This window comes from Pseudoalteromonas rubra (assembly GCF_000967655.1).
Classification (GTDB): Bacteria; Pseudomonadota; Gammaproteobacteria; order Enterobacterales; family Alteromonadaceae; genus Pseudoalteromonas; species Pseudoalteromonas rubra_A.
Window position 1 is genome coordinate 63,836 of the sequence record NZ_JXYA01000018.1, and the last position, 17,977, is coordinate 81,812.

At 50.2% G+C, this 17,977-nt stretch carries 15 protein-coding genes; 6 read left to right on the plus strand and 9 right to left on the minus strand.

What is annotated here, in order from left to right:
• The first annotated feature begins 89 nt into the window (after positions 1–89).
• Both TW77_RS09130 and TW77_RS09135 read left to right on the plus strand, forming a co-directional pair.
• On the plus strand, positions 90–665 hold the full coding sequence (locus TW77_RS09130) for a GNAT family N-acetyltransferase (RefSeq protein WP_046004668.1): 576 nt from the start codon (positions 90–92) through the stop codon (positions 663–665).
• Positions 662–1,252, plus strand: a complete 591-nt coding sequence (locus TW77_RS09135) for an FMN-binding negative transcriptional regulator (protein ID WP_046004669.1) — start codon at positions 662–664, stop codon at positions 1,250–1,252. The genes TW77_RS09130 and TW77_RS09135 overlap by 4 nt, the downstream gene beginning before the upstream one ends.
• Here TW77_RS09135 and TW77_RS09140 read toward each other — a convergent pair.
• The 7 genes from TW77_RS09140 to TW77_RS09170 form a co-directional block, all read right to left on the minus strand.
• Complete coding sequence (locus tag TW77_RS09140) at positions 1,221–1,619, minus strand: serine hydrolase (protein ID WP_046004670.1); 399 nt, start codon at positions 1,617–1,619, stop codon at positions 1,221–1,223. The two genes, TW77_RS09135 and TW77_RS09140, sit on opposite strands and share 32 nt — an antisense overlap.
• 2 nt (positions 1,620–1,621) lie before the next feature.
• Positions 1,622–1,819 carry a hypothetical protein gene (locus TW77_RS09145; protein WP_046004671.1) on the minus strand — a complete coding sequence of 66 codons (198 nt, stop codon included), beginning with the start codon at positions 1,817–1,819 and terminating at the stop codon, positions 1,622–1,624.
• A 144-nt stretch (positions 1,820–1,963) separates the two neighbouring features.
• Complete coding sequence (locus TW77_RS09150; RefSeq protein WP_162197952.1) at positions 1,964–4,072, minus strand: serine hydrolase; 2,109 nt, start codon at positions 4,070–4,072, stop codon at positions 1,964–1,966.
• A gap of 209 nt (positions 4,073–4,281) precedes the next feature.
• Positions 4,282–6,810, minus strand: a complete 2,529-nt coding sequence (locus TW77_RS09155; protein WP_046004673.1) for an ABC transporter permease — start codon at positions 6,808–6,810, stop codon at positions 4,282–4,284.
• Positions 6,801–7,463 carry an ABC transporter ATP-binding protein gene (locus tag TW77_RS09160; RefSeq protein WP_046004674.1) on the minus strand — a complete coding sequence of 221 codons (663 nt, stop codon included), beginning with the start codon at positions 7,461–7,463 and terminating at the stop codon, positions 6,801–6,803. Before TW77_RS09160 ends, TW77_RS09155 begins: the two co-directional genes overlap by 10 nt.
• Positions 7,464–7,611: 148 nt before the next feature.
• Positions 7,612–7,947: a hypothetical protein gene (locus TW77_RS09165; protein WP_046004675.1), complete on the minus strand. Its 336-nt coding sequence runs from the start codon at positions 7,945–7,947 to the stop codon at positions 7,612–7,614.
• A 107-nt stretch (positions 7,948–8,054) separates the two neighbouring features.
• Entirely contained in the window at positions 8,055–9,365 is a 1,311-nt protein-coding gene (locus tag TW77_RS09170; RefSeq protein ID WP_082078894.1) for an ABC1 kinase family protein, read from the minus strand.
• Between the two features lie 207 nt (positions 9,366–9,572).
• Here TW77_RS09170 and TW77_RS09175 point away from each other — a divergent pair, with 207 nt between their 5' ends.
• The 3 genes from TW77_RS09175 to TW77_RS09185 all read left to right on the plus strand — a co-directional run bounded on the left by TW77_RS09175 (position 9,573) and on the right by TW77_RS09185 (position 14,205).
• Positions 9,573–10,988: a coniferyl aldehyde dehydrogenase gene (locus tag TW77_RS09175; RefSeq protein ID WP_156158637.1), complete on the plus strand. Its 1,416-nt coding sequence runs from the start codon at positions 9,573–9,575 to the stop codon at positions 10,986–10,988.
• 130 nt (positions 10,989–11,118) lie between these two features.
• The gene (locus tag TW77_RS09180; RefSeq protein WP_046004678.1) at positions 11,119–12,945 is read left to right on the plus strand and encodes a di-heme-cytochrome C peroxidase; all 1,827 of its coding nucleotides are present in this window, start codon (positions 11,119–11,121) and stop codon (positions 12,943–12,945) included.
• A 69-nt stretch (positions 12,946–13,014) separates the two neighbouring features.
• On the plus strand, positions 13,015–14,205 hold the full coding sequence (locus TW77_RS09185; RefSeq protein WP_046004679.1) for a linear amide C-N hydrolase: 1,191 nt from the start codon (positions 13,015–13,017) through the stop codon (positions 14,203–14,205).
• A 50-nt stretch (positions 14,206–14,255) separates the two neighbouring features.
• Here TW77_RS09185 and TW77_RS09190 read toward each other — a convergent pair whose 3' ends face one another.
• Positions 14,256–15,872 carry a calcium-binding protein gene (locus TW77_RS09190; RefSeq protein ID WP_052713125.1) on the minus strand — a complete coding sequence of 539 codons (1,617 nt, stop codon included), beginning with the start codon at positions 15,870–15,872 and terminating at the stop codon, positions 14,256–14,258.
• A 294-nt stretch (positions 15,873–16,166) separates the two neighbouring features.
• On the opposite strand from TW77_RS09190, the gene TW77_RS09195 reads away from it, so the two are divergent.
• Positions 16,167–16,955, plus strand: coding sequence for a hypothetical protein (locus TW77_RS09195; protein WP_046004680.1), 789 nt, complete (start codon positions 16,167–16,169; stop codon positions 16,953–16,955).
• Positions 16,956–17,029: 74 nt separating this feature from the next.
• Here TW77_RS09195 and TW77_RS09200 read toward each other — a convergent pair whose 3' ends face one another.
• Positions 17,030–17,920 (minus strand): hypothetical protein, encoded by an 891-nt coding sequence (locus TW77_RS09200; RefSeq protein WP_046004681.1) that lies wholly within the window; start codon positions 17,918–17,920, stop codon positions 17,030–17,032.
• Positions 17,921–17,977: the final 57 nt, after the last annotated feature.

Below are 17,977 nucleotides of genomic sequence, written 5' to 3' on the forward strand. Positions count from 1 at the left end.
TAATAAAAAATACAATTCTGGTTGTTTATAACCTACCAGAAAACACTAAGCTGATCACACTCAAAACACAGTTATGGGAGTACAGACTTATGCTGACACAATTGACACTGCAAACAGACAAGGTGCGCCTCGCACCGCTGACACGAGAACACTTGCCACACTTGCGCAGCTTTGGCGAACAAACCGAGCTGTGGACCTGGGTGCTGGATAATTACTGTCAAACCGATGAGAAACTCGTCCACTGGTTTGAACAAAGCGCACAGTTTGACCCCGATGTTCAGTTACCTCTGGTCATTTTCGACCAGCAAAGCAATGCGGTGGCGGGCAGTACTCGCTTGTTCAGGCTGCACAAAACCAACCTGAGCGCGGAAATAGGCCATACGTTTATTGGTAAACAGTGGCAGCGCAGCCACATTAATACTCATGCCAAGTATTTGCTGCTAAAACATGCGTTTGAAACACTGGGCCTGGTACGCGTGCAATTGCGCACACATGAACACAATCAGGCGTCGCGTGCAGCAATCACCCGACTGGGTGCACAGTTCGAAGGAGTCATATTAAAAGATCAGCGTGTTGCGCCGAATGCATTTCGTAACACGGCCCAGTTTGCCATCACAGATGACATGTGGCCGCAAGTCAAAAACCAACTGGAGGGCTGGTTATGAGCTATCCACGCAGCGCCTTTGCAGAGCACAATACCGAACGCCTGTGGCAACTGATCAATGAGCACCCACTGGCAACCTTGGTTGTGCCGAACTCTGAGACCCCTTTTGTCCACATGTCTTTGAGTCTGAACAGTAAAAGAACACACTTGTTAGGGCATGCAAATCCAGCGAACCCACTCACTCAACTCGATAAAGCTCAGCTACAGGTGTTGTTCAGAGGACCAGATGCCTATTTATCCCCGAGTCAGGTTGCCGGGATCATGTTGCCAACCTGGGATTACGCCACCGTGCATATCAGCGGGCAACTTAGGGAGATCACACACCCGGACGACAAATACGCGGCCATGCAGTGCCAGCTAAAACAATTTGAATCCCCGGCCAATCCCTGGGGTATGTCCATGCTCAGTGAAAACCAAATTGCAAAACTGTTCTCACAGCTGTTCTTTTTCAACATAGAGATAGCCTCAATCACCGGCACATTTAAACTGAGCCAGAACAAAAGTAACGACACCCGCCAGGCCATTGCACACCTGCTTGAAACTCAGGGCAATCCGCTTAGTCGCTACTATCAGCAGAAAACAGGATGATCAGCGCCTCCGTCAGCGCAATAACAGGTTCATCGCACTCATCCTGAGCCCCACAGTTGGCGATCAGGCCGATCGCCACATCCTGATTGGCCAGGTAGACACTTTGCGTGATGTAACCAAATTCATTGCCGCCATGATGATATAAAATGCCGCCGTCATGCTTTTCAACCATCACGCCTAGCCCATAATACAGCGCTCCGTCCAAAAAGCGTGGCAACCAGCGGGCTGTTTGTAAATACGCATCGCCAACCATATTGCGACGGATGCGCTCATTAACAGGCTTTTCTTTAACAATGATGGCTTTGAGCAGCTTGGCCATATCCCGTGCACTGGATGCCACTGGCGCATCGGCCAGTGCCGTATTCACAATCAGCTGTTTTGTGTTGTAACGCTCACGCCGGGAATAAAGTCCGATACTAAATCGGCCAATAAGAAATCTATCTGCCGGCGGCGCTCGCTTTCAGGCTGCTTGATTTCACCCGGCGCTGCGTGTTGCGTCCCCCCGCAACTACTGACTAACCAGAGCATGACAAGCCATACACCAAGTTGCGCTGTTTTATTTCCCACCAGTTGATTTCCTTGTCCATCAATGTGACTACAAACTACTTTAAATTTCGGTACAAATACATACACTACGTCATATATCTATTTGCAGCATTTGATCCGGTATCACCAAACTTCTCCTGATTGTGCTGAGCGTTTTGTTATGACTCAAGGCGCAAATAATTGCTGCTGCATGTGATCCACCAGGCTGATACCCAATTGATGCTCCACTGCATACCCAGCCAGGCCCGCGCCCACATTGCTGTAGTTATGCACACTGCCCGCAGGTAAGCTGCCTTTTCCTATAAATACGTCTTCACTGTAGTATTGGCCATCTGGTAATAAGTAAGCCTGATAGAACTCGGTAGAGTCTGTCAGCGTGGTCTCTTCACAACTCTCACGACCGCCCTGAGCATATAAAGACAGGTTGGTACCGTGAATATAGTAGCTGCAATTGTATTGCGCTGTGTCTGCGATTCCTGAGGTGTGTGTCACTAAATGCCGCAGCAGAATATCGCGCTCATTATTTGGCGGGACAAGGTCAAATGGCAAGTTCATTTCAGACAGTGGCGTATCCAGACTCAGCCGGCCTTGTTCAATCAACTGCATGATGGCGACTCCCATGACCGCTTTGCTGGTTGAGCCAACATTCATTGGCGCGTGCACTGTCATGGGCTGCTCGGTCTCCAGGTTTGCAATACCGTAGCCTTTTTCAAAGACAATCTGGCCGTCTTTAATTACAGCCACAGTAACGCCGGGAATAGCCATATCGGTCAGGTCCTCAGTGAAATCCTGATCTACGGTGTCGAAGCTGTGGCCTCTGTCGGGCACACCACCAAGTGCCGCAATGGCATAATCAAGCACGTTATCGGATGCCCACTCGAGTTCTTTTCTGGCATAGACAGGAAGGTCGATATCTGGCAAAACACCTGCGGCTTCAAGTGCCACATTGTTAAGATCGGAATAGCTTTGATGACTCAGAGACCCTGTCCAGCCATTAGGCAACGTAAAGTCCAGAGCATCTGACACCGCACCATTGGTCGCGCCACCAATCAGGGTCACATGAGACAAGGATTTAAGTGCCTGAGTCAGGACTTCACCTGCGCTGTAAGCCAGCTCGCCGGTGAGCACATAAACGGGCTTGGTGTAAGCCTGATCGGGCGCGGCTTGCAAAGTTAGCGCCTGTTTCTCCTGCTGGTAATAGCTATTGTCGATCTGCTTATAGGCCACGGTTTGTGCCTGATCGTTAAAAAATCGTGCAATCTCCAGTGAAACGCCGTCAAATCCTCCGTCGTTTACCCGTAAATCAATGATGATGCCGTCGCTGTCAGCAAGGTCTTTCATCACTTCTCGCATTAACGTTTGGGTATCTTCAATATCTTGCTTTGCTTGCGAAATAACCGCCAAGAAATCATCAGCTTCCGTCTCTTCATTCGCCAGCATGGCAGACTCACGGTCAATGCGAATATAGCCCAGGTTGCCTGCCACTTTGCCCCAGCCAAGGGCGTTGCTGTCCGGGTATCGCGTCAGCTTTTTATCCGTCAGATACAAGTCGGTCAGTCGCACAAATTCACTTAGCTGGTCGTCGTAAGCCTTACCAATATGCGCTTCCCATTCGTCGGCATAACGCAACTGCATCAGCCAGGCTAAATCCTCGTACAGCGCCGTGCTGCCTTCACCCGACACCTCAAAACGCTTGCTATCCGTCAGTGATACATGCGTATCATCAAAATCTTCAAGCATGGCTTCAAAAACGCTCGCAAGCTGCTCTGGTGAAGTATCCGCATTGATCTGCGGCCGGTATGCGGCATAAGCTGCCTGCCAGTCAATGTCTCTGAGCGCAAAAAACGCATAATAGTCGTTAAACATATGCCAAAGGTACTCGAAGTTTGCCACCGGATCGTCACCGCTCAGGCGATTTTTAGGCAGACACTGCTCGCGCATTTCGGCTTGCTTTGTGAACACCCAGTCATTGGTTGCATGAGTAGTTAACGTCAATGTATTTTTATCACTTTCGAGGAACTGGTCGAGCGCATCCAGCTCTTTGTACGGACGTGCTTCAACCAGCACACAGCCATGGCTGTTGTACTGAAAACGGCGTAAATGATCGGTATCGAACTGCCACAGGTTACCTGTGCCCTGCTGCACCCACACACCCCGATGCTTTGTCAGCGTATGATCGTCACTGCTGTTGCCACACCCTGCAAGCAACACAGCCGCACTGATCAGGCTCAGTGCCATCCATCCCGATTTTTTCTTACCCTTTAAGTCAAACATATCTTCGTCCTTTTCCATTTGATAATGTTCCGGCCCAGACAACCTGAGCAGGTCCCGATAAAGAGACTTAAGGCTAGATGAATGCGTTGCTCGATTCTGTAGTATGCTTATTTGAGTTTGTTGGTTTGTGTAGCGAGCCGTCAGCAAGTGTGGCTAACTGTGGGGTTATGACCTTTTCAAGGTTTGCCATAGCCCCTGGTTAGTGTGCTTTATACGCCCTCTTTTAGTAATCCCATGCTACTTTGGCACAGTTGTTTGCGGCTGAGTAAAATGCCACTGATTGCCACCACCAGCGCGATAGCCAGCGCATGTACGAGCATGAGCAGTCCACTGCCCGGGTAAGGCATGGCCAGATTCTGCCGATAAAATGCGTCGATAAAGCTATAAATTGCCCCAAATGCGCAAAAAGCCGGGATCATAGTCACTATCAGCCATTCAATAGTGAGGATCTTCAAGCCCTGTGCGGGTGACAGGCCAAAGCTCAGTAGCAAGCCATTGCGAGCCTGATCTTTTTTCATATGGGTCTGAACAGCCGCCACCATCAGCAAATTACTGAGCAGCGCGATAAATGCGCCGTAACTGATCACCAGTCCAATCAATGCCTGCACTTGCGTACGGATCTTCTCCAGCAGGGCGTCTACTGTAACCAGACGTAGCTGAGGGTGCGCACGCCACAATTCACCAATAGCCCCCACTCCTTGCGCATCAAGTGCAATACTGCCCATATGGTAGATTGGCTCGCGCAAACTGGGGGCGCTGTTTTGCTGTAGCACAAACCAAAAGGTGACTGAGCTGCCACCGGGTTTAAACTGATGAACCGCTGTGATCCTAGCCTCAACAACGTCATTGCCGACAAAAAACTGCACGGTATCACCCAGCGCCAGTGCCATTTCAACAAATACTTCGTGGTCAACAGAAACGCCAATCCGGGATGAACTGGCAGCCCAGGAGCCCTCTGCGATCCGAACATTGTTCGGCGCTTGAGCATGCCAATGCAGATTAACGGGCTGCATCAAACGACGCAAGGAATCGCTGGGCTGCACGTCCCGCGCTTGAAGTGCGGTGCCATTAATGTGCGTGACCTGAGCCAGCTGAAACGGCTTCATTTCTTTAATGCTTCCCTGGTGGCGCGCCACAAAGGACGCTAGCGCTTCTTTTTGCTCATCATCGGCCCTGCTTACAAACACATTGCCTTGATTCTGATAAAGGTAAAGTTCCAGCATATTGGTCACATCCCGCCCCATACTGATGCACAGCAAGAGTAAGGTGACGCTCAGGCCCAGTGCTGTCATTTGCACCAGTTTCACCACCATGCGTTTGCGCAGTAAAAGTACGCTAAAGCGCGCCAGGGTCCAGGACTTTGGCATCAGATAAGCCCCAAAACGAAGCACCAGCCAGGTAACAAAAAACACCAGCAATATGCAGATACCCAGTCCGCCCAATAACATGCCACTGAGCAACCAGTTATCGGTATAATACATTATCAGGGCTGCCAGCAGCGCTGCCGGGCTAAGCATTGCCAGCCAATGCCAGCGCCCTTGCTCTGTGCGTTGCGCCAGTAGCAGGCGAATATCCCCTTGTAGCAATGACAGCCATACAGGCAGAGCAATAAAAAAGTAGACGGTGACGGCCAAAGTGCAGGCGGCCAGCAGATCTCGCCATTGCCATTGCAGGGCAAAACCTTCGATATACCCCTGCGCCAGATGGCTGACCCCGTAGCCTGCCAGTAACGCCAGCACCAGCGCCGGCAGTAAGCTCAGTAGCAGGATCATCACCCCGCCATGAATTGCCAGCAAGGGCAACCATTTGCGTGGCATGCCACAGGCCAGCATCACCGACACGCTTTTTTTCAGGGGCTGAGTTTGCACCTGACTGCACAACCACAGGATCAGCACGCTGAGTAACACGATGATCATACTCAGCAGCCCGAGAAAGTTCTGCACCCGCGCCCAGACTTTGGCCAGAGGATAGTTATTCAGGGATTTACTGATCACCTGCGCTGTCGGTGAAGCCGACTGAAACTGGGTTATGCTGCTTTTGGACAATGCGTTATGTAGCATCAGTGCTCTGTTCAGGTGCGGCGTCAACTTGGCTGCGCTCAGGCTGGACTCAGACACCATGGCGCGCATATCACTGCCAAGCCCCTCAAGCACTCGATCCGGCTCTAGCAACAACAAGGCACCGACGCGCAGTTGTGTTTCGCCAAGTGTAATGGTGTCGCCCAGCTCTGCCGCCAGTGCTGCGGCTAGCCTAGGCTCCAGCCAGATCTCCCCGGGCTGCGGCCCTGTTTTAACAGGCTTTGTATTAAGCCCTTTACTGAGACTGATATGAATATCCCCTTGTAACGGATAGTCATTATCAACGGCTTTAAGCTGCACCTGCTGATGCCGCTCCCGGTGACTCACTGTAACACGATACTGAGATTGCAAGCTGTAGGCCCGACCATGCGAGCGGATCCACTCGAGTTCAGATTGCTGCCAGTCCCGTCTTACTGTGACCTGTGTATCTGCGCCTAACGTGGCTTGCAGATTGTGCGCCAGGAACCGCTCAATTCCCTGGCCCAGCAAGCTGCTGAGCAGCAAATAAAAAAACAACAGGCACAGCGCGCACAACGTCAGCCAGTATTTGCCTTGCAGCACCTGGCGCCACAGCACGGCGGTAAAAACAATCAACGCATTGTAAGGTGTTAGCGTGTGAGGGCACTCAGAGCTAAAACGCTGGGTGTGTGCTAATGACATAACATCAGCCTCCCCTGGCTCAGACGATAAGCCTTGTCCATCCGCCGTGCTAGTGCCATATCATGCGTCACCAGCAGCATAGCTGCGCCACTTTCTCTGGCACCTTTGAGCATCAGACTCATCACATGCTCGGCGGTGGTTTCATCCAGGTTGCCCGTCGGTTCATCTGCAAACAGTATTTGCGGGCTCACACACAAAGCACGGGCAATCGCGACCCTTTGCTGCTCACCGCCACTTAACTGACTGATGCTGTCTTTGAGCCGCTCGGCCAGCCCCATGTGTGTTAGCCAGTCAGTCGCTTTGCGCTCGGCATCCCGCTCGCCTCTGAGCTGCAAAGGCAGCGCCACATTCTCCAGCGCGTTTAACTCAGGTAAGAGGTGAAATTGCTGAAACACAAAGCCACTTTGAGCCAGTATCCCGGCGGGGGGCAGTGTCTGGTTATCCCGTCGATAACACACCTGTCCGGACTGATAAGGCGTCAGCCCGGCCAGCAATGACAGTAAAGTCGACTTACCACACCCCGAAGCCCCGACGATGGCGATATGCTCGCCTGCATCCAGGCGCAAGTCCAAATTATCAAGCAACGTCAGGTTTGAACCCTTGTGCAGTTTGATTGTGTGTGAAAGGCCACTGACCTCAAGTGACAAAGCCATGTCTGAATCCCTCAATAAATAATCGAGGGTTCAGCATGTGCTTTAAGCTGTGAAATGCGTGTGAAAAAAATAGCGCCAAAAATAGGCGCCATTTAATTCATTGATTAAGTGCATCACATACGGCTTAGTATGGTATGACGTTTGTTTTCTAGTATCGCGTTTCCTGTAGTGAGATCAGGCTCACTTCGCAAGTATCTGAAGCCGAGGTCAGACGCACTTTCTTACCTGACATATAGGCAGACAAAGCCAGACTTAAAAAATGATCCATTTTATCAGCACTGTGTTGACTGTAGGTGATGGTTGCGGTTTTGTTACAGCCAGGAAGTTCGTGCTGCACATCGCTACCGAAGTAAAGGCGAATTGTTTTGTCGTTCGCAAAGTCGTATACCTTTACGCCTACAAGCGTACCATGCCCGATATCGGTTGCTGCCAAAGACGTAAATGAAGACAGCACCAAGGCTGCACCTAACAAATTTTTAAACATAACAGACTCCTTTGTTATTAAGTTGTGTACCCTTTTTGAGTTTTTAGACTATATAACGGGCCTATACTAAGTTCAATGACTTATTACGAGTCATTGGCTTAAGTACGTCAATCAGATATCAATCTCAATAATGGCCTGAGGTCAATCCGTGCCTTTAGCCTGGCAGCGATTAAATACAACCCCGCCAGCTTACGATGAATAAACAAGGCATCTACCGGCGGCGTATGCCACTGCCTGGATTGCATACTCAGTTGCCTGCCCTGCTCACTGATCTGCTTGGCGAGCCCACTGGCGGCAAAATCAAACGCCGTAGAGGCTCTTAGAGGCGATATAGCCAGGTCGAACAAAGACAACACCGCCTGCTGATAGTGCGCGTCGATGTCATCGGCAAAGTAGCCTATTTCACAGGCCGCTTGTTTCAGTGCCTCGCGGTTTTGTTCGGCCCCGGCCCTGAGCAGCTTTTTATAGCCCTGACGCAACTCGGGTGAAATGGTTCTGGTTGCCCCAAAGTCGAGCAGTACAATCTGCCCACTTGCTCGATTGTACTGATAGTTGGCCAGGTTCGGGTCTGTCTGTATCATGCCCAACTCAAACATCTCGATGAAAAACAGTTCAATCAACCGAAACGCCAGCTCGTCCCGAGTCTGCTGTGGCAAGGTCACCATGTTTTCCATCGGCTCTCCCTCGACGAACTCCATAGTCAGCAAATGTCGAGTACTGAGTGATGGATAGCTGCCCGGTACCTTAAAATGCGGGTTATCTGCCAGTGCCTGTGCAAACCCATTGAGGGCACTTGCTTCAAGGAGGTAGTCGGTTTCTGCCAGTAGCTGTAGTTTGGCCTCTTCAACCAGTGGCTGAATGTTTAGTGTTTTTGGCAACAATCCGCTGAGCTTAATCAGGCTTACCACGTTATCAACGTCACTGTGAATGCTGTCGGCAACCCCCGGATATTGCACTTTGATGGCCAGATTCTGACCCTGCTCAGAGGTGGCTTTATGTACTTGCCCTATCGAGGCACGAGCAAAGCTGTTCAGCTCAATGTGGCTGAATTTATCCAGCCAGTCGGGACCCAGTTCTTTAGCAAAGGTGGCAACCAGCTGTTTGTGTGGCATAGGCGCGGCATCGGCTCTGAGGCGCGCAAGCAAAGCCGACAACTCAGGGGGCAGCAGCTCACCGGCATCCATCGACAGTAATTGGCCCAGCTTCATCGCCGCTCCACGTAAATGAGACAGTTTTTCAGCGACCGCATTAATGTTGCCCGGTTGCAGCAGTAACTCAGTGCGACTGGATTTTTGACCACTCAAAGCTTGTTTGGCACCGGCAATCATCACATTGGATGCCACTTTACCTGCCAGGCCACCAAAATGGGCCAGCCTGCTCAGGCGACTGGCTGGAACACGACGCGATTTATTGTTCAACACTTCACTCCTGTATTTGGGCTTCTTCCTATATTACGTACAGTTTACCCATTTTGTTCAGAGTTGCGGGCAAAAACTCACTCAGTAAACAGCAGGGAAAGAAACTATTTTTGAGCAATTTTAGAGCTTTTATTCACACACCTGCAGATCAGGGTTATTATCAGGTAAACCGTTTTGCCAACAACCAAGACAAAAAGGCCTCTCACAATGAGCGATATGAGCACAGTATCTGAACAAACGCTGCTAACGATGAATTTTCAGGCAATGCAGTCGGCCTATCGCCGCGATCCTGCGCCGGACCATGCGCAGCGTGTGGCGGTGCTCAAAAAACTCAAACGGTCGCTGATCAATCACGAACAACAGGTTTACCAGGCATTATCGAAAGATTACGGCTACCGCAGTGAATTCGATACCTTTTTTGCCGACATCATGCCAACCATAGCTGCCATCAAGTATGCCATTAAACACCTGAAAAAATGGATGCAGCCTTCCAAGCGCCACGCCGGGCTGATGCTCGCCCCTTCTAAAGTAAAGGTGCATTATCAACCTCTTGGCGTTGTTGGCGTTGTCACGCCCTGGAATTTTCCGTTCTACCTTGCGCTGGGCCCGACTATTCAGGCGCTGGCCGCAGGCAATCGGGTGATGATCAAAATGAGTGAGTTTACGCCCCACGCCAACCAGGTGCTGCGCACCATTGTTGAAGACATCAGCGATCATGTGCACGTGGTAGAAGGCGATGCAGAGATTGGCGCGGCATTCTCTGCATTGGCGTTCGATCATCTGATATTCACAGGATCTACCGCCGTTGGTAAGCAAGTTGCCAAAGCCGCTGCCGATAACCTCACGCCCATTACCCTGGAGCTGGGGGGTAAGTCACCAACCATTATCGACGAGCAAATCGACATGAAGATTGCCGTAGATGCGGTGATCATGGGCAAGTCCATCAATTCAGGGCAGATCTGCGTTGCGCCGGATTATATTTTTGTGCCGACATCGCGTCTGGACACTTTTATTGAAACTTTTATTGCGCGCTACAGCGAATACCACCTCACCAGCAACAATCGCAATCAGCAAAGCCATATTATTTCACAGCGCCAGCACACTCGCTTAATGCAATTACTGGATGATGCAAAGGCCAAAGGTGCCGAAGTGCATGCGGTCAAAGCACCAGAGCCGGGTGACGAAAAACGCGTTTACCCGCACTTGCTGACTAACCTCAGCGACGATATGGCGGTGCTCAAAGAAGAGATATTCGGCTCTTTATTGCCCGTTATGAGCTATGAAAGCTTAGATGAGGTAATCGCGTATATCACGGAGCGTCCTCGCCCGCTGGCCCTGTACATTATGTCAAACAACCCGACCTTGATTGACCGCCTTATCAACCACACCCACAGCGGCGGGATAAGCATTAACGATACCACCATGCATGTGGTCGCAGACGATGCGCCCTTTGGCGGGATAGGCCATTCGGGTATGGGCCATTATCATGGTTACGAAGGGTTTTTAACTTTCTCGAAAGCCAAAACGGTGTTGTACTCAAGCAGCTGGCTGCCGAAAAATCGTTTTGTGCTCAAACACCGGGACAGGGTGTTAAAAGTGCTCCGTAAATGGCTGCTAAGATAAACGCAGCCGCAAACCCCACGCTCCCTTTAAACCACAACAGATAACACACCTGACATGTAACTTCATGTAATAGCCAAACGCTCGCCCTGCCACTACTCTTTTGTATCTCTCTGAGCGCAAGGAAAACCCAATGAGCAAGTTACCTGTTATCGCAGCCCTAAGCGCAGCCAGCCTGCTGGTCTTAGTTGGCTGTACAACCAACCGTCATACAGCACCCGCTGATCCGATAGATGTGACCCCTGAGCATGGCGATGTGCCTAACAGGGTATGGTTAGATCAGGGCTGGAGCGACAAGATCCGCGAAGATTTCTGGTTTACCGGACAAGGCTCGCAGATCATTCCCTACACCTGGTTTGTCTGGCTCGAACAGGCCGACAACCAGCAACTGTTTCGCCACAGCGAGCACATGGAGTTCTTGCGTTATCTGCCCAGCAAGGCAAGCGAGCGTAACCCCGGGGGACTGCCCATTGGCTTTGCCCTGCACAGTAACCAAAAAACCGGTGAAAACTGGGTTGGCATGACCTGTGCGGCTTGTCATACCAGCCAGATTGATTACAAAGGTACCAAGATGCTGGTCGAAGGCGCGCCGACGCTGGCCAACTTCGTGCTGTTTTTCGACCGCCTGGTTGCGGCCCTGAACAATACACTACAAGACGACGCAAAGTTCGAGCGCTTTGCTCGCAATGTACTGGGTTCTAAATACAGCAATAGCAGCAGTGCCAGTCTCAAGCAGCGATTGCAACAGGTTGCACTGCAAACAGCGCAAAGACAGGCCGTCAACGCCCTGCCAGATGACTACCCGAAAGACTTTACCAGCTACGCCCGCTTAGATGCATTTGGCAATATTCAAAATGCCGGTACGGCATTTGCGCTCAACGATCTTAGCAACAAAAACACCCCAACCGGGCCCGTGTCTTATCCGTTTTTGTGGGGTACCCACCAGTCAGACGTGGTGCAGTGGAACGCCTCCGCCCCGAATACTCCCATTGTCGGCCCCTTGGTGCGCAATATTGGCGAGGTCGTTGGCGTATTTGGCGAATTGCAGATAGAGAAAGCGCCCTTCTGGCAACGCGTTTGGGGTAAAAAGTTCCGTTACAGCTCAACCGTCGACATGATTGGGCTGGGCTATCTTGAGTCCTGGGTTAAAACTTTGAGGTCACCTCAGTGGCCGGTTGAATACCTGCCCGCCATAGATACGCAAAAAGCGGCCAAAGGTGAGCTGCTCTATAAACAAGCCTGTGCCAGCTGCCACCAGTTGATCCCCCGCGAAAAAGAACACCTGGATTATATTGCCAATCAAACCCTGGTTTCTGAGCTGGGCACCGATCCGGTAACGGCCAATAACGCTTCCTGCCATATGGCTAAAACGCTGATTTTAGAGGGCACCAAAGAACGTATTCTGATAGGCAGTAAGTTCCAGGCCGTCGACAACGCCATCGATGTGCCGGTCAATGGGGTAGTCGGTCTGGTGTTGAAAGACTTACCCACAGCCCTGAAGGCTGGCAATATTCCTGAAAGAACCGGTGCTGACGGGCAAAAAATATCGGTGGTTAAAGAGCTGGAAAACCTGGTGATGCAACACCTGAAAGCGCGAGGAAAGCGTGCCGACGCGGTAGAGTCCGATTGTGTTGATGGGAAGCTTGACGGCGCGGTGTACAAAGGTCGCCCGCTCAATGGTATTTGGGCAACGGCACCGTATCTGCATAACGGCTCTGTACCCAATCTCTATGAGTTAATGAAAAAACCTGAGCAGCGCGTCACCGAGTTTTGGGTGGGCAGTCGTGAGTTCGATCCGGTCAATGTGGGCTATGTCACCACACAAGGGCTGAACAAGTTCAGAGTAAACGCCAGTAATGGCCAAATCATGCCCGGTAACTCCAACCTTGGCCACAGCTATGGCACCGAGTTTAGCGACGAGGAAAAGTGGCAGATCATTGAATTTATGAAGACGCTGTAGTGCGGGTAGCGGCCTGCTTTGCTATGTAGCAGGCCATCTTTTAAACAGTACAAACAATAAGGATCCGATATGTGTACTAACTTCAAAATTAAAACCACCTTTGATGACATCATTGTAGGGCGCAGCCAGGAGTTTTCTCAGCTGTTAGGACGCTCATTAATGTTCAGAAAACCCGGCCATCATTATCAGCAAAACTTGTTTGATCCCGATGGTAAAGACTGCCAGCCAAGTGAGTGGGCAAAAGCACACTGCCAGTTCACCTGGACCGGCGAGTATGGCTTTGTAGCCATGCAGTCGTTAGATTTTGATGAAGTTGCAAAAACCTACAACATTCAAATTGCAGACTCAGTGAAAAGCCCTATCGCAACAGACGGCATTAATACCGAGGGCTTGTATATTGGTTGTTTGTTGCAAAATGCCGCCGATTATCCGGCAGTTACCGATCCCGCCAAAGGCTTAGCGGTTACCAACTTGATAGACTACATTTTGAGTACCTGCCAGAGCTGCCAGGATGTGCGGGACAGACTGGCGCCAAACAGTGCAGAAGGTGCTTGCCAGCAAGACAAACCGCAGGCGCAAGTACAAGTAACGGATGCGACCAGACATAAGCTGTTTCATCAACACTTTCCGGTTCATGACCGCTTTGGCGACAGCATAGTGATTGAGTTTATTAACGGCCAGGTTCAGATCCACGACAACAACCAGTACGGGGTATTAACGAATGACCCGGATTTTCAGTGGCATATCACTAACCTGAAAAATTATGCCAATGTTACACCGGTTTCGTCGCACCACTCGCAACCGGGTAACCTGGACGACATCACCATGCAAAGTCAGGGTAACGGATTCTCTTTGTTGCCGGGTGGTCTGCTGCCCATGCACCGGTTTGTCAGAGCCGCGATGATGGTCAACTATGCCAAGCCAGTTGCCAGCACAGATGAAGCCATCAACCTGGCCGCACACATTTTAAATACCGTGGATATTCCACTGGGCGTGATCCGCGAAATCTCTGAAGGGAAATCACTCAAGCCTGAGCTTGATTACACCCAGTACATCACCTTATCGGACCTGAGCCAGCAAAGGTTTTATGTGCGTTTGTATGAATCGCCACAGGTGTATTGTGTTGACCTGAACAAGCTAGATCTCTGTGCGCTCAATGGTAAGACGTTTGATATTCCGAGGAATACATTGGCAACCAACCTGACCGAGCAAATCTCCACCAGCAAAATTGCTAATTCGCCATTTCAGGCGGCCGGCTAAGTTAACCTGCAATCAGGGCGGCTGCATAGCCGCCCTGATTACTTTAGCAATTACAGATCAAACACACTTGTTGAGCGATTCTCAAGCCACTTTTCAAACTTAGCTTCGCTGACCAGGTTAGCTATTTTTTGCTTGAAGCTTCTGTACCCCGTCCGTTCATTAAACCGGACCAAATTCAAAGACTCTTCATGGCGTGATGACATGCCTCTGGCGGCTCTGCGTACCGCGTCATCAAAGTAGCCACTTTTGCTGTTCACGCTGGACAGATAGTCACAGATATCCCTGTCACCCCATTCGTTGTAGCAATAATCTTTACCACTGCCGCCCTTACCTTTAGGGATTTCATCGCCTCTTACAAACAGAATGTCTCCACCATCCCCGCCGTATAATCCGATATCAGAATAGGTTGAGATTGCGGCTAAGAAGTCTTTGCTACCACCTCCATTGAGCTCGCAGTGTCCACCTTCACAGACAATGATATCCTGACCGCTGCCGCCCCAGAATTTGGCGCGTCGATTCCAGCGGCTGCCCCCGGAATCCACCAGCAAGTCAGCGCCTGAATTACCATAGAGACGGTCTTTACTGCCATCGTTGCCAAACAGCAGGTCGTCGCCATCACCGCCACTAACTCTGTCCGACCCCTTGTTGCCAAACAGCACATCATCGCCTGCTTCACCATACAGCTTGTCGTCATTACCGCCGGACTCAGTGCCGCCCAGATATACCTGAATACCATCATGATCGGTCTCAAGCAAAGAATCTCCAATGATCCAGTCGTTGCCGGCGCCACCTTTGATGGTGTCTTTATCTGCACCACCAACGAGCAAATCATGCCCGCTGCCGGTTATGATGCTATCTTTGCCATCACGACCATACACGGTAAAGTTCAGGTTTGAACCTGATGCATTCAGCACATCATTGCCATCAGACAAACTAACAGAAATGCTGTGTATGCCACTGGTATAGGCACAGTGCTGATAGTCTTTGGTGTAAGCCAGTACATAGTCATCATATTGCTCTATATACAATTCAATGCCCGACTCAATCGCCTGGATCCCCCACAGCCCATTGTATGAATAGGTTGAGAATTCATTAAGCTGCGAATCGCATCGCTCATAAGCCTGAGTGAACGCCTCGGATGGCGCTAAAAACGTGGCACAGCCAGTCGATTCAATATTTTTGACATGACTGTCGGCAGGCCCCTCCTGCCCTTCCACCAGACAGTCTGTACCCGCGCCACCATCGACATACTCATAGCCATCATGGGTAAAAATCGTATCGTTGCCGCCATGAGAAAAGACAAAGTCATACTCACTACCGGTTTGAATATAGTCATCGCTGTCACTGCCCGTGACTCTTTGGTGAGCATCCAGGCCGGAGCCATCAAAAGTACCGCCCGATTCTGGCAAGTAGACGGCCAGACCATTGTAATCACTGAGGTCAAACACCTCACAACGGCCATTGTATTCAAGCATTGCCGCAGACTTAGTACCCGACGCGGTTAACGTCTGCTCAGTATGCGCTGGATGCACGGCAACATAGCTGAAGCCATCTTCCGTTGCGCCATATTCAACCGACATATCTGCCCGATTGATCCCCGTACAATTAGCCCATGAGTACACCGGCATCAGCAGTGCGCCATACAGAGCAAGTTTTTTTATATTCATCAGAGTGCTCACTTATCGTTTTTCAGAGGTGATAACGTCATTGTCCTGATACTTATACAACGACAATGTGCAACCAATATGGATTGTCTCGCGCTATACCGAAATCTCACTGTCTTGTTGTAGAAACCACTCCAAGCTGTTAACTTGTTGTTTCAAAAATCCTCCAAGTGTAATTATTGATTGAAGCATACGAATGCCTAAAACATGCGTTGTAAGTCACCTACAGGCAGGTTTACTTGCTGTTGCTGACCGTCGAAAGATAAGTACTTTGGAACACAAAATTAAGGATAAGTAATGAACTTCACAAAAGCTGCGCTAAGCCTTGCCTTAGCTTCTTCTTTAACATTCGGATTCAACGCGAACGCAGGTCAGGACATTACCTTTAAACTCGCTGCGACCACAGATGGCACCAATCACTCTGTACCTATGCCAATCATGGGCCAGAATGCTTTTTCATTTCAGGTAGTACTGGATTATCAGTATCAAAACAACGGCGGTACATGCACAATCTTGTATAGTGAAACCGCCTGTACAATTGAAAATATGAGCGGTGCGGTTACCCTGTCAAACATACACTGGGGAAGAGCATCGATGCATAAATCCATGCAGCAGATTTCAAGCTGGATGTATGTGAACTCGCAGGAGCAAACTTCAACAGTACTCATCCCGTCCAGTAATGTGCACTTTTACTTTTTAGACAATGCACAACCTACAGCAACATTAAATGTCTATGGTCGCTCCTCGCATCAGATTGCCAATTACGGGCGCGCCAGTATGCAAACAACCAAAAATGCCAACAACCTGGGTTTTGAGCTGGCCCGTCTGCCTTACAATACCAAGCAAGACGGCGTGAAATTTCCTATGATGGCAGGTTGTATGAACCTGGCGGTACTCAACACCAGTGCCTCCAGTATTGCTCGGGTGAATTTTACCCAGGCCAATCAGGCAACCGGCCCCATCACAACCACATTGTGCGTACCAGGGAATGACACAACTACGTTTGTAGGGATAGATACCACCACAGAGCGGGTCGCTAATATCTCGACTCATGTTCCGGCCGAATTGTCTCACTTGTATAAATAAAAGGCACGAAAGAGGCCATCCGATATAGCAGGATAGTCTCTTTCGCAATCTTTGCATGACAGGCCACTAGGTGTTTAGTAGTTACTACCCCGCTTCCAGTTAATATATACTTGGGTTAAGTCTCTAACCGCTTGCTGGCTCTGATTGACACTCAGATTTGTCAGGATAGAACCGACCTTTTTTTCTGCTTTTGTGTCATGAAAATCAATAGGCTCTGAGACAGATCTAACATAAAGATCCAATTTTGCCAGACTACGGGCACCGGCATTCCACAGCAGTTTTGCTGCGCCGCGGTTCATACCGGTGTATTGTTGCCAGGATGTCGAGAAGTCCTTTTTCTGATATTTAAAGCCGGGCAGAAACTGATGCGCAAAAATCTGCTGCACCAATTGGTGGTCGTCATCAAGTATTGTGATGGACTGCGCCGAGCTGAGAGAAAACTCAGCACGCAGCGTATAGTTGCCGGGTGCCAGATCAAGCGTGAGGCTTTGCCAGCTGTTTTGGTCTTCATAATCGCTTTGACGCACCAGGTGAAGCATATACTTACCTTTAGTCTCGCTCAGTAAAACGGTATCAGGCGCTATGTCAGCATCCAGGTTGCCACATAACCCCGCGATCAGGCGCTCAGCAGGAAAAGGAACACTGGTTAGCCGCGTGTCATCCTGAAAGTGCAGCTTTCCTTGCTCCAGCAACATTGCGATGACCAGTACTTGTTCACTCTGATATTTCTGGCATGCTATTAGCCGCTCTCCCAGATTAGGCGTAATCGGAACAGTTCGAATGAGTTTGAGTGTGTTATGGCTGTGTACCTGAACTGTTTCGTCCAGCGGTGAAGCAACAAACACACTGCTGTTCGCAAAGCCAATAACCTCTTTGTCAGGCACAATCCCGGACTTGGCCCACCCTGGTACCATGTGCAATGACAAAAAGACGGAAAAAAGCACGGTACAATGTATGGATTTCATATCAGCTCCTATTGTCCAAGCCCCGCCAACTGAGTTGGTGGGGCCTTGTGTTGCAGG

Bases quoted from the DNA above. Each gene is read 5' to 3' on its own strand.
- TW77_RS09160 (WP_046004674.1), bottom strand. From the start codon at position 7,463: ATGGCTTTGTCACTTGAGGTCAGTGGCCTTTCACACACAATCAAACTG.
- TW77_RS09195 (WP_046004680.1), top strand. From the start codon at position 16,167: ATGAACTTCACAAAAGCTGCGCTAAGCCTTGCCTTAGCTTCTTCTTTA.
- TW77_RS09155 (WP_046004673.1), bottom strand. From the start codon at position 6,810: ATGTCATTAGCACACACCCAGCGTTTTAGCTCTGAGTGCCCTCACACG.
- TW77_RS09180 (WP_046004678.1), top strand. From the start codon at position 11,119: ATGAGCAAGTTACCTGTTATCGCAGCCCTAAGCGCAGCCAGCCTGCTG.
- TW77_RS09150 (WP_162197952.1), bottom strand. From the start codon at position 4,072: ATGTTTGACTTAAAGGGTAAGAAAAAATCGGGATGGATGGCACTGAGC.
- TW77_RS09130 (WP_046004668.1), top strand. From the start codon at position 90: ATGCTGACACAATTGACACTGCAAACAGACAAGGTGCGCCTCGCACCG.
- TW77_RS09135 (WP_046004669.1), top strand. From the start codon at position 662: ATGAGCTATCCACGCAGCGCCTTTGCAGAGCACAATACCGAACGCCTG.
- TW77_RS09175 (WP_156158637.1), top strand. From the start codon at position 9,573: ATGAGCGATATGAGCACAGTATCTGAACAAACGCTGCTAACGATGAAT.
- TW77_RS09185 (WP_046004679.1), top strand. From the start codon at position 13,015: ATGTGTACTAACTTCAAAATTAAAACCACCTTTGATGACATCATTGTA.
- TW77_RS09190 (WP_052713125.1), bottom strand. From the start codon at position 15,872: ATGAATATAAAAAAACTTGCTCTGTATGGCGCACTGCTGATGCCGGTG.
- TW77_RS09165 (WP_046004675.1), bottom strand. From the start codon at position 7,947: ATGTTTAAAAATTTGTTAGGTGCAGCCTTGGTGCTGTCTTCATTTACG.
- TW77_RS09200 (WP_046004681.1), bottom strand. From the start codon at position 17,920: ATGAAATCCATACATTGTACCGTGCTTTTTTCCGTCTTTTTGTCATTG.